The sequence below is a fragment of the Amycolatopsis heterodermiae genome (genome assembly GCF_034929455.1).
GTDB classification, from domain to species: Bacteria; Actinomycetota; Actinomycetes; order Mycobacteriales; family Pseudonocardiaceae; genus Amycolatopsis; species Amycolatopsis heterodermiae.
In genome coordinates, this window is the sequence record NZ_JAYFSI010000010.1 from 203,365 (window position 1) to 216,795 (window position 13,431).

At 71.6% G+C, this 13,431-nt stretch carries 15 protein-coding genes; 8 read left to right on the forward strand and 7 right to left on the reverse strand.

The features are described from left to right. Positions 1-75 precede the first annotated feature (75 nt). The 5 genes from VA596_RS35045 to VA596_RS35065 all read right to left on the reverse strand — a co-directional run bounded on the left by VA596_RS35045 (position 76) and on the right by VA596_RS35065 (position 4,250). Complete coding sequence (locus VA596_RS35045) at positions 76-813, reverse strand: SDR family NAD(P)-dependent oxidoreductase (protein ID WP_323332826.1); 738 nt, start codon at positions 811-813, stop codon at positions 76-78. 108 nt (positions 814-921) lie between these two features. Further along, the gene (locus VA596_RS35050) at positions 922-1,830 is read right to left on the reverse strand and encodes an amino acid ABC transporter permease (RefSeq protein ID WP_323332827.1); all 909 of its coding nucleotides are present in this window, start codon (positions 1,828-1,830) and stop codon (positions 922-924) included. Then, positions 1,827-2,513: an amino acid ABC transporter permease gene (locus tag VA596_RS35055; protein ID WP_323332828.1), complete on the reverse strand. Its 687-nt coding sequence runs from the start codon at positions 2,511-2,513 to the stop codon at positions 1,827-1,829. Before VA596_RS35055 ends, VA596_RS35050 begins: the two co-directional genes overlap by 4 nt. 74 nt (positions 2,514-2,587) lie before the next feature. Next, positions 2,588-3,442, reverse strand: coding sequence for a glutamate ABC transporter substrate-binding protein (locus VA596_RS35060; RefSeq protein ID WP_323332830.1), 855 nt, complete (start codon positions 3,440-3,442; stop codon positions 2,588-2,590). A gap of 79 nt (positions 3,443-3,521) precedes the next feature. After that, positions 3,522-4,250 carry an amino acid ABC transporter ATP-binding protein gene (locus VA596_RS35065; RefSeq protein ID WP_323333088.1) on the reverse strand — a complete coding sequence of 243 codons (729 nt, stop codon included), beginning with the start codon at positions 4,248-4,250 and terminating at the stop codon, positions 3,522-3,524. Positions 4,251-4,554: 304 nt separating this feature from the next. On the opposite strand from VA596_RS35065, the gene VA596_RS35070 reads away from it, so the two are divergent. Then, the gene (locus VA596_RS35070; protein ID WP_323332832.1) at positions 4,555-5,232 is read left to right on the forward strand and encodes a response regulator transcription factor; all 678 of its coding nucleotides are present in this window, start codon (positions 4,555-4,557) and stop codon (positions 5,230-5,232) included. A gap of 1 nt (position 5,233) precedes the next feature. Beyond that, complete coding sequence (locus VA596_RS35075) at positions 5,234-6,631, forward strand: sensor histidine kinase (protein ID WP_323332833.1); 1,398 nt, start codon at positions 5,234-5,236, stop codon at positions 6,629-6,631. Between the two features lie 6 nt (positions 6,632-6,637). Here VA596_RS35075 and VA596_RS35080 read toward each other — a convergent pair whose 3' ends face one another. Then, positions 6,638-7,573, reverse strand: coding sequence for a TAXI family TRAP transporter solute-binding subunit (locus VA596_RS35080; RefSeq protein ID WP_323332835.1), 936 nt, complete (start codon positions 7,571-7,573; stop codon positions 6,638-6,640). 106 nt (positions 7,574-7,679) lie between these two features. Here VA596_RS35080 and VA596_RS35085 point away from each other — a divergent pair, with 106 nt between their 5' ends. Both VA596_RS35085 and VA596_RS35090 read left to right on the forward strand, forming a co-directional pair. Beyond that, positions 7,680-8,387, forward strand: coding sequence for an SDR family NAD(P)-dependent oxidoreductase (locus VA596_RS35085; protein ID WP_323332837.1), 708 nt, complete (start codon positions 7,680-7,682; stop codon positions 8,385-8,387). Continuing rightward, on the forward strand, positions 8,384-8,959 hold the full coding sequence (locus VA596_RS35090) for a TetR family transcriptional regulator (protein WP_323332839.1): 576 nt from the start codon (positions 8,384-8,386) through the stop codon (positions 8,957-8,959). The genes VA596_RS35085 and VA596_RS35090 overlap by 4 nt, the downstream gene beginning before the upstream one ends. Before the next feature lie 46 nt (positions 8,960-9,005). Here VA596_RS35090 and VA596_RS35095 read toward each other — a convergent pair whose 3' ends face one another. Then, positions 9,006-10,493, reverse strand: a complete 1,488-nt coding sequence (locus tag VA596_RS35095; RefSeq protein ID WP_323332841.1) for a phosphodiester glycosidase family protein — start codon at positions 10,491-10,493, stop codon at positions 9,006-9,008. Between the two features lie 70 nt (positions 10,494-10,563). Between VA596_RS35095 and VA596_RS35100 the strand changes: the two genes are divergently transcribed. Genes VA596_RS35100 through VA596_RS35115 form a run of 4 tightly spaced genes read left to right on the forward strand, consistent with a single transcriptional unit; the run spans position 10,564 to position 13,423 of the window. Further along, entirely contained in the window at positions 10,564-10,884 is a 321-nt protein-coding gene (locus VA596_RS35100; RefSeq protein ID WP_323332843.1) for a hypothetical protein, read from the forward strand. 2 nt (positions 10,885-10,886) lie between these two features. Beyond that, entirely contained in the window at positions 10,887-11,399 is a 513-nt protein-coding gene (locus VA596_RS35105; protein ID WP_323332845.1) for a hypothetical protein, read from the forward strand. A 60-nt stretch (positions 11,400-11,459) separates the two neighbouring features. Beyond that, a complete protein-coding gene (miaB, locus tag VA596_RS35110) occupies positions 11,460-12,953 on the forward strand; it encodes a tRNA (N6-isopentenyl adenosine(37)-C2)-methylthiotransferase MiaB (RefSeq protein ID WP_323332847.1) in 1,494 nt (497 codons plus the stop codon). Then, positions 12,950-13,423 (forward strand): Rv2732c family membrane protein, encoded by a 474-nt coding sequence (locus VA596_RS35115; protein ID WP_323332850.1) that lies wholly within the window; start codon positions 12,950-12,952, stop codon positions 13,421-13,423. The genes miaB and VA596_RS35115 overlap by 4 nt, the downstream gene beginning before the upstream one ends. Positions 13,424-13,431: the final 8 nt, after the last annotated feature.

The window sequence follows — 13,431 nt, forward strand, 5'->3', positions numbered from 1 at the left end:
GTGGACCCGTCGCTGGCGGCGGGTGATGGGCCGGTTTGCCTGGCGGTGAAAGCGAAATGGGTCGGCCGCGGCACGTCAGCCGAGGGCGCGGCCGCCGTCCACTCGTAGCCGCTGGCCCGTGATGAAGCCCGCGTCCTTCGAGGCGAAGAAGCTCACCGCCGCGGCCACGTCGTCCGGGGTGCCCAGGTGGCCCATCGGGACGCCCGCCACGTAGGCCGCGCGTTCCGCTTCCGGGACGTCCGCGTGCCGCTCCACCGGGATGAAGCCCGGGGCCACCGTGTTGACCGTGATGCCGTCCGGGGCGAGTTCGCGGGCCCACGCGCGGGCCAGGCCGACCTGGGCCGCCTTCGCCGTCGCGTACGCCGAGCGGCCGACCGGTGGGCGGTCCGCCTGCTCCGAATCGACGTGCACGATCCGGCCGTGGCCCCGCGAGCGCATCCCCGGCAGCACCGCGTGGCCGAGCAGCACCGGTGAGCGCACGAAGAAGTCCAGCTCGGCCAGGTGAGCCGGCCAGTCCACTTCGGACACCAGGCCGTCCGGCTGGGGGCCGGTCGCGTTGAGGACCAGGACCTCGATCGGGCCCAGCAGCGCCGTCACCGCGTCGACCAGCTCGCCGACCTGGCGCCGGTCGGTCACGTCGGCGGCGAAGGCGGCGGCCTTGCCGCCCTCGGCGAGGACCTCCTCGGCCGCGACCTTGAGGTCCGGGTCGTCGTGCAGCGCGTTCACCGCCACCGCGAACCCGTCGCGGGCCAGCCGCCGCGCGATCACGCGGCCGAGCCCTCGGGAACTTCCGGTCACCAGTGCGACACCCATGCGCCCGACGCTAGGGGTGACCCCCGAGTACGACAACCCTCGACGGAGTGGACGAAAAAGCGGGCAGGCGCGAAATTCCGCGCCTGCCCGCTTCCAGTGACCGGAGGATCAGGCCGAGCTGTTGCCGGTGGCGAAGTCGGTCGCCGCCGTCACCGCCGCCGGGGGCTGGTCCATCGGCTTGGCGCCGCGCGGGGCCTTCTTCCGGCGCGACAGCTTCCGCTCCAGCCACGAGGCGAACCACGACAGGAGCAGGTTGAGCGTGATGAAGATGATCGCGATGACGATGAGCGTCGGGATCGTGTTGTTGAAGTTGCCGGTGATCGGCCCGGACCCGCGGATCAGCTCGTCGTAGCCGATCGTCAGCTGGCCGGCGAGCGCGGTGTCCTTCAGGATGACCACCAGCTGGCTGACCAGCGCCGGCAGCATCAGCGTGATGGCCTGGGGGAGCAGGATGCTGACCATCGTCTGGGTCTTGCGCAGGCCCAGCGCCGACGACGCCTCCGTCTGCCCCTTCGGCAGCGACAGGATGCCCGCCCGGAACACCTCCGCCATCACCGACGCGTTGTAGAGCACCAGGCCGGTGACGGCCGCGAACAGCGGCCGGCTGTCCGCGTCGATGCTGGTGTAGTAGGCGTACAGCGACGCCCCGAACACCATCAGCAGCAGCACCGGGATGGCCCGGAAGAACTCGACCACGGCGCCGACCGGGATCCGCACCCACTTGTGCTCGGAGAGCCGGCCGATGCCCAGCAGGGCGCCGATCGGCAGCGCGATCACGATGGACAGGGCGGCCGCTTCGAGCGTCTTGACCAGGCCCGGCAGCAGGAACTGGGTCCAGGTCGACCCTTCGACGAACGGCTTCCAGAGCGCGCCCGCCCACTGGCCCTTCTCGTTGAAGCGGTCGTAGACGAAGTACGCCACGGCCAGCAGGACCAGCACGAACAGCACCGAGTAGACCCAGTTGCGGGCGCGGGCCTTCGGGCCGGGGACGTCGTAGAGGACGGACTGCGTGCTCATCGCTTGACCTCGGCTTTCTTGGCGACCCAGCCGAGCAGCAGGCCCAGAGGCAGTACCAGCGCGACGAACACCAGGGCGAACAGGATGAAGACGTAGAACAGGGAGTCGGACTCGTTCTCCACCATCGTGGACATCAGCAGCGACGCCTCCGCGACGCCGATCACCGAGGCGACCGTGGTGTTCTTCAGCAGGGCGATCAGGACGTTCGCCAGCGGCGCGATCACCGCGCGGAACGCCTGGGGCAGCACGATCAGCCGCAGCACCTGCAGGAAGTTGAGGCCCAGCGCCCGCGCCGCCTCGGCCTGGCCGACCGGGACGGTGTTGATGCCCGACCGCAGCGACTCGCAGACGAAGGTCGCGGTGTAGACGATGAAGCCCAGCACGGCCAGCCGGAACGCGTTGTCGGCCAGCGAGGTGGGCGAGTCGGCCGGGGCCAGGTTGATGCCCAGCGTGGAGGACAGCCCCAGCGACGTGAAGATGATGATCACGGTCAGCGGGGTGTTCCGGAAGACGTTCACGTACACGGTGGCGAAGCCGCGCATGATCGGTACCGGGCTGACGCGCATGCCCACGAGGATGGTGCCCCAGATCAGCGCGCCGATCGCCGAGAAGAACGTCAGCTGGATCGTCGTCCAGAACGCGTCGACGAGGTTGTAGTCAGGATTGCTGAGGAAATCGAACACTGTTGTCCAACCTGGCCTCGGAACGGGAACGGTGCGCCGCGGCTCGCGGCGCACCGTTCAACTGCGGATTCGGGTCAGGGCGCGATCGCCGGCACGGCCGGGATCTTGTAGCCCGACGGGCCGACGTTCGTCTGCAGCGACTTCTCCCAGGAACCGTCCTGCTCCATGGCCTGGATCGCCTTGTTGACGGCGGCCTTGCCGTCCGCGTCGTCCTTCTTCAGGCCGACGCCGTAGTTCTCGTCGGAGAAGCCCTTGCCGACCAGCTTCAGCTTGCCGGGCTGCTGCGCGGCGTAACCGGCGAGGATCACGTCGTCGGTGGTCATCGCGTCGACGGTGCCGTTGAGGAGCGCGGTCACGCAGTCGGTGTACTTGCCGACCTCCTGCAGCTGGACGTCCTTGGCGTACTTCGTCTTGACGTTCTGCGCCGGGGTCGAGCCCTTGACCGAGCAGAGCTTCTTGTTGCCGGTCAGCGACTCGGGGCCGGTGATGTCGGTGTTGTCCGACCGCACCAGCAGGTCCTGGTGGGCGACGAAGTAGGGGCCGCCGAAGGAGACGTCGTTCTTGCGCTTGTCGGTGATCGAGTAGGTGGCGACGATGAAGTCGACCTCACCCTTCTTGATCAGGTCCTCGCGCTGCGCGGACTGCGCTTCCTTCCAGGTGATCCCCGACTCTTCCACGCCGAGCTGCTTCGCGATGTACTTCGCGACGTCGACGTCGAAGCCGGCGTAGGTGCCGTCCGGCTTCTTCAGGCCGAGGCCCGGCTGGTCGAACTTGATGCCGATGGTCAGCTTCTTGTTGTCCTTGGCCCGCTGGACCAGGTTCTTGTCGCCGCTCGCGCCGCTGCTGCCGGACCCGCCGCCGCAGGCCGCCAGGGCCAGACCGGCGGCCATGACGACCGCACCCGTCTGCAGAACTCGACTAAACCGCATCGTCTCTCAGGTTTCCTTCCGAATCTCGTCCGGCTCCGGGCCGGGGGAAAGCACTCAGTGGTGTGCTGAGCGAGTGTTCTCAGTGGGTAAGGATCTTGCCGAGGAAGTCCTTCGCGCGCTCGCTCTTCGGCGCGGAGAAGAACTCTTCCGGCGTCGTGTCCTCGACGATCTCGCCGTCGGCCATGAAGATCACCCGATCGGCTGCCCGGCGGGCGAAGCCCATCTCGTGCGTGACGACCAGCATGGTCATGCCGTCCTTGGCCAGGCCCGTCATCACGTCCAGGACCTCCTGGACCATTTCCGGGTCCAGCGCCGAGGTCGGCTCGTCGAACAGCATCACCTTGGGCCGCATGGCCAGCGCCCGCGCGATGGCGACGCGCTGCTGCTGGCCGCCCGAGAGCTGCGCCGGGTACTTGTCGGCCTGGTTGGCGATCCCGACGCGCTCCAGCAGCTCCATCGCCGTCTTGCGGGCTTCGTCCTTCGAGGCCTTGCGGACCTTCGTCGGCGCCAGCATCACGTTTTCGACGATGGTCTTGTGCGCGAACAGGTTGAACGACTGGAACACCATGCCGACGTCGGCCCGCAGGGCGGCCAGGGCCTTGCCCTCCGACGGCAGCGGCGTGCCGTCGACGGCGATCTCGCCCGAGTTGATGGGCTCGAGCCGGTTGATCGCCCGGCAGAGCGTCGACTTGCCGGACCCGGACGGGCCCAGCACCACCACGACCTGGCCGCGAGGTACCTCGAGCGTGATCTCCCTGAGCACGTGCAGGTCGCCGAAGTACTTGTTCACGGCGGACGCCTTGATCATCGGCGCCGCCACGTCCGCGGTCATCTGGCCTCCAGAGCTGTTCGTACCGGCAAGGGGGTGTGGGTCACCACGCGATGGCGGAAACCTACCGTTGCTCTACCGGTTGGCAAGGCTGCTTGAGCAATACTTAGGGTTTCAAGTGGGTATCGATGTCCTTTTGGCGAGTATTGATGCCTTTGTGACCTCCGTCGAGCTGAAATCACGGACAGTCACCATCCGGGTGTCCGGTGCGGCCGCCGCGGCGACGTCCTAGAGTTCTTCGCTACCGGCTGGGGTGAAGCAGGTCACGCGGAGGGCGGACGGGGTGCGGGTGCTGCTGGTGGAGGACGACGACCGGGTGGCGGGTGCGCTCATCCCGGCGCTGACCCGGCGCGGCCTGGCGATCGCGCGGCTCGCGTCCGGGGCCGGCGTGCTCGACCGGGTGCACGAGGTCGACGTCGTCCTGCTCGACCTCGGGCTGCCGGACATCGACGGCGTGACGCTGTGCCGCCAGATCCGCGCGGTCAGCGACGTGGCGATCATCGTGGTCTCGGCCCGCGGCGAGGTCGACGACCGGATCCAGGGCCTGCGCGCGGGCGCCGACGACTACCTCGTCAAGCCCTACGACGTCGAAGAGCTGATGGCCCGGGTCGAGGCGGTGCGCCGCCGCCGCGGCGAGCACCCCGCGCCCGCCGAGCCCGTGGTGATCCGGGTCGGGGACGTCAGCGTGGATCTGTCCCGGCACGAGGTGCTGGTCGGCGGGCAGGCGATCGCGTTGTCCCGCAAGGAGTTCCAGGTGCTCGCCCTGGTGGCCGGCGCGCGCGGCAACGTCTGCTCGCGCGAGCACGTGCTCACCGAGGTGTGGGGGCACCGGGGCCCGGCGGAGAGCCGGTCGCTCGACGTCCACGTCGCGACGCTGCGGACCAAGCTCGGCCGCCCGGCGCTGATCGAGACGGTCCGCGGGGTCGGCTACCGCCTCGGCGGCCAGGCCGCCCGGAGCTGACGTGCGCGTCCGGCTGCAGGGCATCGTGCTGACGCTGGTGGCGTTGCTGGTCTTCGGCCTCGGCATCCCGCTCGCCACGACGATCGCCTCGGGCGCGCAGCAGGACCTCTTCCTCGACCGGCTGACCGACACCGCGCGGTTCGCGTCGCTGGCCCAGCGCCCGCTGCTGGACAACAAGCCGCAGCTGCTCGATCCCGACCTGCGCCGCTACACCGAGGTGTACGGGGTCCAGGTCGTCGTCTTCGACCAGGACGGCAAGGCGGTCGACACCGTGCCCGGCCCGGACGCCGCGCGGATCGACGTCCGGGCCGCGCGGATCACCGGCCCGGTCCACGACGCGCTCGCCGGCCGCCGGTCGCAGCCCGGCGGGATGCTGATGCCGTGGAACACCGAGCCGCTGGTGCTGGCCGAGCCGGTGCTGGCCGACGGCGAGGTCCGGGGCGCGGTGGTGACGATCTCGGACACCACGGCCGCGCGCACCGACGTGCTGTGGTGGTTCCTGGTGCTGACCGCGGGCGGGGTGCTCGCGTTCGTGCTGGCCCTGGCCGTGGCGATCCCGGTGGTCCGGTGGATCCTGCGCCCGGTGAAGCGGCTCGACGACGCGACCGGCGCGCTGGTCGCGTCCGTGGTCGGCGGGCGGGCGGCCGAGCCGGTGGGGGACGGCGGCGGGCCGCCGGAGCTGCGTCAGCTCGGCCGTTCCTTCGATCGGATGGCCGAGAGCGTGTCCGGGGCGCTGGAGGCGCAGCGGGTGTTCGTCGCCGACGCGTCGCACCAGCTGCGCAACCCGTTGACCGCGCTCAAGATCCGGCTCGGGAACCTCGAAGGCCACGTCGTCGACGAGCCCGCGGCGGCGGATCTCGAAGCCGCCCGGATCGACGCCGGCCGGCTCCACCAGATCCTCGACGGCCTGCTGTCGATGGCGCGCGCCGAGGCCTCCGGGGGTGAGCTGGACCCCCTCGACCTCGCCGAGGCCGTCGCCGAGCGCGTCGCCGACTGGTCGGTGGTCGGCGAGGCGCGTGACGTGCGGCTGGTCGTCGACGTGTCCGGTGACGACGTCCGCGTGCGCATGCCACCGCGCGGTGCCGAGACGATCCTCGACGCGCTGCTGGACAACGCGCTGAAGTTCACCGCCGGCGGCACCGAGATCCGGATCGTCGTCGCCCGCGCAGGTGGCGAGGTCACGTTGTCGGTCCGGGACCACGGCCCCGGCCTGCGGCTCGACGAGCTGGACCGGGCGCTCGACCGGTTCTGGCGCAGCAGCGCCCACCAGAACGTGCCCGGGTCCGGGCTCGGCCTGGCGATCGTCAGCGAGATCGTCGCGCACTCGTACGGGAAGCTGGCCCTCGACCTGCCCGACGGCGGCGGCCTCCGGATCACGATGACCTTCCCGGCGGCCTGACGCGCGTCAGTCCTTCTGCGACCGGTAGTAGCGGAGCGCGCCGGGGTGCAGCGGGATCGGCTGGGTCTCGATGCCCGGGTGGACGTCGATCGACAGCGCCGCCGGGTTGGCCCGCGCGAGCGCCGCGCGGGCGTCGAACAGGCCGCGGACCAGCGCTTCGGCGACGTCGTCGGGCATCGACCGGGGCACCACGAGGAAGTTCGGCACCAGCAGCGTCGTGACGGGCCCGGTCTGGTTGTACGTGCTCGCCGGGATGGACGCGGTGCCGTAGACCTGGTTGATCTCCTGCATCTTCGGCATCAGGTCGGCGATGTCGAGCAGGCGCAGCGACCGCGTGTCGTTGCGGTCGGCGATCGCCGGCGTCGGCAGCCCGCCGGACCAGAAGAACGCGTCGACGTCGCCGTTCAGCAGCGCCTTGACCGAGTCGTCGAGCCCGCGCGTGGTGGTGCTGACCGAGCCGTTCAGGCCGGCCGCCTTCAGCAGCTGGCTGGCGATGTACTCGACGCCGGAGGCGGGGGACCCGATCGCGATCCGCTTCCCGCGCAGCTGCGCGACGGTGCGGATGTCGGAGTCGGTGCGCACGACGATGTGCAGGTAGTCGTCGTGGATCCGGGCGAGCGTCGCCAGCCCCGGGTTCTGCTCGTAGTTGTCGGCGGCCACGTCGGCGGCGACGAACCCGACGTCGGCGGCCCCGGACAGGACCTTGGTGACGTTGTCGGGCGAGCCCTGGGTCTGCAGCACCTGGGGCCGGTCGATGTCGAGGCCGGACTGCCAGGCCGTGGCGAGGGTCTGCGCGAGCTTGTCGTAGACCCCGTTGGGGTTCCCGGCGGCGATCCGCAGCCGCAGGCCGGCGAAGCCGGACGAGCACCCGGTCAGCAGCGCGGCGAACGTGAGCAGGGCGCCGAGCATCGCGAGCGCGCGCATCCGCCGGGTCCGGGCCACGGCCCGATCGTGCCAGACTCCGCCCCGCCGTGAAGTAACTAACCATTGACTTACTTGCCCGGCCGGAGCAGTGTTGTAACTATCCAGTTAGATAGGAGTGGGAATCATGACGACAACCCTGGTCACCGGCGCCAACAAGGGCATCGGCTACGAGACGGCCCGCCAGCTCGTCGCCGCCGGTCACACCGTCTACGTCGGCGCGCGCGACGCCGAACGCGGCCGCGCAGCCGCCGAACGGCTGGGCGCGCGGTTCGTGCAGCTCGACGTCACCGACGACGCGTCGGTGGCCGCGGCGGCCGAGACCGTCGAGGCCGGCGGGGGACTGGACGTGCTCGTGAACAACGCCGGCGTCGAAGGCCGGACGTCCGACGGCGGGGTGATCGGCGCCGCCGACGTGACCGCCGATCAGCTGCGGGACCTGTACGAGACCAACGTGTTCGGGATCGTCCGGGTCACCGGCGCGTTCCTGCCGCTGCTGCGGCGGTCGGCGAACCCGGTGGTGGTCAACGTCAGCAGCGGCCTGGGCCGGACCGCGGACCTGGCGGACCCGGCCTCGTTCACGCACTTCTACCAGGGTGTCGCGTACCCGTCGTCCAAGGCGGCGCTGAACATGGTCACCGTCCAGTACGCGAAGGCGTTTCCGGAGATGCGGATCAACGCCGTGGACCCCGGCTACACGAAGACCGATCTCAACCACAACACCGGTTTCCAGACGGTCGAGCAGGGCGCCGAAGCCACCGTGCGGCTGGCGCAGGCCGGCCCGGACGGCCCGACGGGCGGGTTCTTCGCCGCTTCGGGCCCGGTGGCGTGGTGACCCAGCCCCGTCCCCGCGACTCGGCGGCCACGAAGGCGCTGCTGCTCGACGCGGCGACGGCGGAGTTCGCCGAGCACGGCCCGGCCGGCGCGCGGATCGACCGGATCGCCGAGCGCGCCGGCGCGAACAAGCGGCTGATCTACGTCTACTTCGGCGACAAGAACCAGCTGTTCGACGCGGTGGTGGAGGAAGAGGCACGCGCCGTCTTCGAGGCGGCCCCGATGGCCGACGGCGACCTCAACGCCTTCGCCGCCGCGAGGTACGACCACATGCTGGCCAACACGGCCTCCCGGCGGCTGGCCACGTGGCGCACGCTTGAGCGGATCGAGCCGTCCGCCGCCGAGATCGACCGGTTCCGGGCCCGCGTCGAGGCGGTCACGGCGGCCCAGCGCGACGGCCGTGTTCGCGGAGATCTTCCGGCGGCCGACCTGTTCGCGATCGTGCTGCGGATGACGGAAAGCTGGCTGAGCGCACCCCCGGCGTTGATCGCGGCGGTTGGGTCGGAGTCGCGGTTTGGGGAGCATCGGGCGGCGCTGCTGGAGGCTGTGCGTGGAGTCGTCGATCCGCGTTAGCGCGGTGGGCGGATGCGCGGGGACGGTGGCTGAGCGTCGATCCGCGTTAGCGCGGCACCACCAGCACCGCGTCGCCGACCGGGCGCTCGCCGGTCGCGTCCGAAGGGGAGCTGACCAGGCGCCCGTCGATCGCCATGGCCGTCGAACCGCCGCCGTCGAGGTTGATCGCGGTCACCGCGCCCAAGCGCGCCATCAGCTGTGCGCCTTCCACCAGCGACAGCCCTTCGCTGTACCCGGGCTGGCGCCCGTCGGCCGCGACGATCAGCAGCCGTCCGCGGCGGTCGAGGCCGACCATCGTCCGCGGGTTGCGCTTGACGCCCCAGCCGTACACGAACGACGGGTCGCCGGGGTGCACGACGCCGTCCGCCGCCGCGTCCACCGCGATCCGGCCGTCGCGGACCAGCCACGGGCCGCCGTTGACCACCCCGGCCGGGTGAACCGGGCGGGCGCCGTCGAAGATCCGCGTCCCGACGCGCAGCCGCGCACCCGGCCGCGCGTGGGCGGTCAGCCACGTCGCGGCCGACCCGATGCCCTGCACGGTGTGCCCGCCCGCGGGCACGTCGCCGCCGGGCGCGCGGACCGCGGTGACGACGTCGTGGGCGTCCAGCACGGCTTCGACCCCGGCACCGGCGGGCGTGGGCGTGCCGAGCTGCGGCGTGAACAGCACCAGGTCGTCGGCGTGCGTGCAGGTCGTGTCGTGCAGCGGCCGGCCGGTCGGGACGTCCCCGGGCTCGCCGCAGTTGCGGACCAGGCCCGGCTTGCGGTTCACGCCGTCGACTCGCCGGTCGCCGACGGTCAGCACGGTCCGCGGCATGCCGATCGAAGGCCGGTCGCCGAGCAGCAGCGCGGGCCGCCCGGCCGTGGCTTCACTCTGCAGGAGGCCCTGGTAGACGCCGACGCCCGCCGGTTCGCCGGGGATGCCGTCACGCGGGTCGATGACGAAGAAGCCACCGTTGACGCCGACGAGCGCCCCGGCGGCGGCCGACAACGCCGACGTCGTGCGCCGTCCCGCCACCGATTCTCCGTGCGACGCCACGACCTGCCCGGTGAACCGCCGCGGGTCGACGATCGCGACGCGCACGTGCTGCGGGCCCTGCGCCTGCGGCCCGTCCTGGCCGGTCCACTCGGCGGCGGCGGTGAACCCGTTGGCGGCCATGGCTTTCGCCGTCGCGGCGGCCGACGCCTGGTCGGCGAAGGAGCCGACCCGCACCCGCCAGCCGAGCGCGCCGCGCGGGGTGTCGGCGAAGGCCGGCCAGTCGACCTCCTCCGCGCGTGCCGCGAAACCCTTGCCGCGCAAGGCGGTCACCAGCGCGTCGGCGTGCTCCCGCGTGCCGAGCGCGGACGGCGGCGCGTCCGGGTCGGGGCTGGAGCCGCCGGGCACCTGCACGGTGGCCGTCCAGGTGTTGTGGCCGGTGCCTTCGCCGGACACGGTGGTCCGGATCGTGACGCCGGGAGCGAGCCCGCCTTCGGCCGAGGCCGGCGTGGCCAGGGTGACGGTGAGCACGGCGGACAGCAGCAGGGCCTGGGTCTTCACGGCAGGCAACGTACCCGGCCGGGGTGGCTTCCTCCCGAATTCCCGGTGTACGACCCTCCATACTGGGAGGATGAGCGAGCCGATCCCCCTCTTCCCGGTCCCGCCCATCGACCCCGCGCGCTTCGCGGAAGAGCAACACCGGCTGTTCACCGGCATGCGCCTGCACATCGGCCGGTCCGGCGTCACTCACCGGGTCAGCTGGGTGCCGTGGCTCAACAGCCTGACCCTCCCGGCCCCGGCGTGCCACCAGGGCTGGTCGGGCCTCGGCGCGGGCGGCGAGGTCACGCCGACCCACCTGGGCGTCAGCTGCCGCAAGTGCCTCCGCCTGGGCGGCGAACCGGAGGACCCGGACCAGCGGCCGCTCTTCGCCCTGCCTGGCGAGGACGCTTGACGATGCCGGGTAGCGTGCGAGCCGCGGCCCAGGTGTTCATCCAGCCCGCCTACGGCACCCCGGAAGCCCGCCGCTGCGGGGCGGAAACCCTGGAGCGGACCGTCGCCATCGGCGAGCACGCCGACCTGCTGGACCCGGCCGACCTCGCCCGCCTGAACGCACTGCACCCGGGCGGGCGCGCCCGGTTCTGGGGCGCCAAGGACAAGTACGACCGCCGGATGGACACCGTCGCCACCGGCGACGTCGTGCTGTTCACCGGCGGCAGGCACGTGCGTGCCACCGCCGAGGTGGGGCACGGTTTCCGGAACCCCGCGTTCGCGCGGCGGCTCTGGCGCCCCGGCCCCGGCAAGTGCTTGTGGAGCAACGTCTACAGCCTGCGCCGCTACCGGTCGCTCGAGCTGCCGTACGAGGCGATCTGGGCGCTGCCCGGCTTCACCGCCGGCGACAACTTCATGGGCCTGCGATTCCTCGGCGAAGCGAAGTCGGCCGCGGTGATCGGCCTGCTCGGCGCGTAGGGCCGGGGCGGGACGCCCGGGCGGCCGCCCCGCCCGAACCCGGGGTTACCCTGAACGGCGATGACCGAGACACAGGCACCCAGGGCGTACCAGATCCGCACCTTCGGCTGCCAGATGAACGTCCACGACTCCGAGCGGCTCGCCGGGCAGCTCGAAGAGGCCGGGTACGTGCCCGTCGGCAAGGACGGCAAGCCCGACCTCATCGTGTTCAACACCTGCGCCGTGCGGGAGAACGCGGACAACAAGCTGTACGGCACCCTCGGGCACCTGCGGCCGGACAAGACCGCGAACCCGGACCTGCAGATCGCCGTCGGCGGGTGCCTGGCGCAGAAGGACCGCGGCGAGATCGTCAAGCGGGCGCCCTGGGTCGACGTCGTGTTCGGCACGCACAACATCGGGTCGCTGCCGACGCTGCTGGAGCGCGCGCGGCACAACGCCGAGGCCGAGGTCGAGATCCTCGAGTCCCTCGAGACGTTCCCCTCGACGCTGCCCGCGCGCCGCGAATCGTCCTACGCGAGCTGGGTGTCCGTTTCGGTCGGCTGCAACAACACCTGCACCTTCTGCATCGTCCCCGCCCTGCGTGGCAAGGAACGTGACCGGCGGCCTGGCGAGATCCTGGCCGAGGTCGAGGCGCTCGTCGCCGAGGGCGTGCTCGAGGTCACCCTGCTCGGCCAGAACGTGAACTCCTACGGCGTCGAGTTCGGCGACAGGCAGGCGTTCGGCAAGCTGCTGCGCGCCTGCGGCGGGATCGACGGCCTGGAGCGCGTCCGGTTCACCTCGCCGCACCCGGCCGCGTTCACCTCCGACGTCATCGACGCGATGGCCGAGACCCCGAACGTCTGCCACCAGCTGCACATGCCGCTGCAGTCCGGGTCCGACCGGGTGCTGCGCGAGATGAAGCGGTCCTACCGCTCCACGCGCTACCTGAAGATCCTCGACGAGGTCCGCGCGGCGATGCCCGACGCGGCGATCACCACCGACATCATCGTCGGCTTCCCCGGGGAGACCGAGGAGGACTTCCAGGCGACGCTGGACGTCGTGGCGCAGTCCCGCTTCTCGAGCGCGTTCACCTTCCAGTACTCGAAGCGCCCGGGCACCCCGGCCGCGACGATGGCGGGGCAGCTGCCCAAGGAGGTCGTCCAGGAACGCTACGAGCGCCTGGTCGAGCTGCAGAACCAGATCTCCTGGGACGAGAACAAGAAGATCGTCGGCCGCCGGGTCGAGCTGCTCGTCGCCGACGGCGAAGGCCGCAAGGACGCCGAGACGCACCGGATGAGCGGCCGCGGCCGTGACGGGCGGCTGGTGCACTTCGCGCCGACCGGTCCGGCGGTGGACCGCGGCGTGCGCCCCGGCGACGTCGTCGAGACGGTCGTCACCTACGGCGCGCCGCACCACATGGTCGCCGACGGCGACCTGATCTCCCACCGGCGGACGCGCGCCGGTGACAACGCCGAGGCGGGGCTGCGGCCCAAGACCAACGGCGTCACGCTGGGCCTGCCGGGCTTCGGTGCCCCGGCGGCCCGGCCCGAACCGGTGAGCGGGTGTGCGTTGTGACGGAGTCCCCGAAGTCCGGCGAGCTGGACGAGCTGGCCGCCGAGATCGACGAGGTCGGCCAGCAGGCGTCCCGCACGGTCGAGCTCGGCCGTCGCGGGTTCACCATCGCGGTGTTCACGTTCGTGCTGCTCGGCTGCCTGCTGCTGCCGTGGGTCGGCGACCACGCCGGCTGGCAGGTGCTGGCCGGCGAGGGCGGCGGCATCCCGCAGCTGTTCGCCGCGACGTCGACCGGCGTCGGCATCCTCGCGTCCGCGCTCGCGCTGGTGACGCGCCGCTGGTGGCTGGCCTGGGTTTGCGCCGCCGGCGGCTGGTTCGCCTCGGTCGACGGGCTGCTGGCCATCTGGTCGCAGCAGTCGTCCCACGCCAGCGGCACCGCCGGCGGCGGTCCCGGGATCGGCCTGATCATCGCCTGGATCGTGATGATCTGCCTCGCCGCGTCGTGGATGCGGACGGCCTTCTCCCGTTCCTAGAACACCAC

Coding starts and splice junctions, on each gene's coding strand:
- VA596_RS35045 (WP_323332826.1), bottom strand. CDS start 813: ATGGGTGTCGCACTGGTGACCGGAAGTTCCCGAGGGCTCGGCCGCGTG.
- VA596_RS35050 (WP_323332827.1), bottom strand. CDS start 1,830: ATGAGCACGCAGTCCGTCCTCTACGACGTCCCCGGCCCGAAGGCCCGC.
- VA596_RS35060 (WP_323332830.1), bottom strand. CDS start 3,442: ATGCGGTTTAGTCGAGTTCTGCAGACGGGTGCGGTCGTCATGGCCGCC.
- VA596_RS35065 (WP_323333088.1), bottom strand. CDS start 4,250: ATGATCAAGGCGTCCGCCGTGAACAAGTACTTCGGCGACCTGCACGTG.
- VA596_RS35085 (WP_323332837.1), top strand. CDS start 7,680: ATGACGACAACCCTGGTCACCGGCGCCAACAAGGGCATCGGCTACGAG.
- VA596_RS35100 (WP_323332843.1), top strand. CDS start 10,564: ATGAGCGAGCCGATCCCCCTCTTCCCGGTCCCGCCCATCGACCCCGCG.
- VA596_RS35105 (WP_323332845.1), top strand. CDS start 10,887: ATGCCGGGTAGCGTGCGAGCCGCGGCCCAGGTGTTCATCCAGCCCGCC.
- miaB (WP_323332847.1), top strand. CDS start 11,460: ATGACCGAGACACAGGCACCCAGGGCGTACCAGATCCGCACCTTCGGC.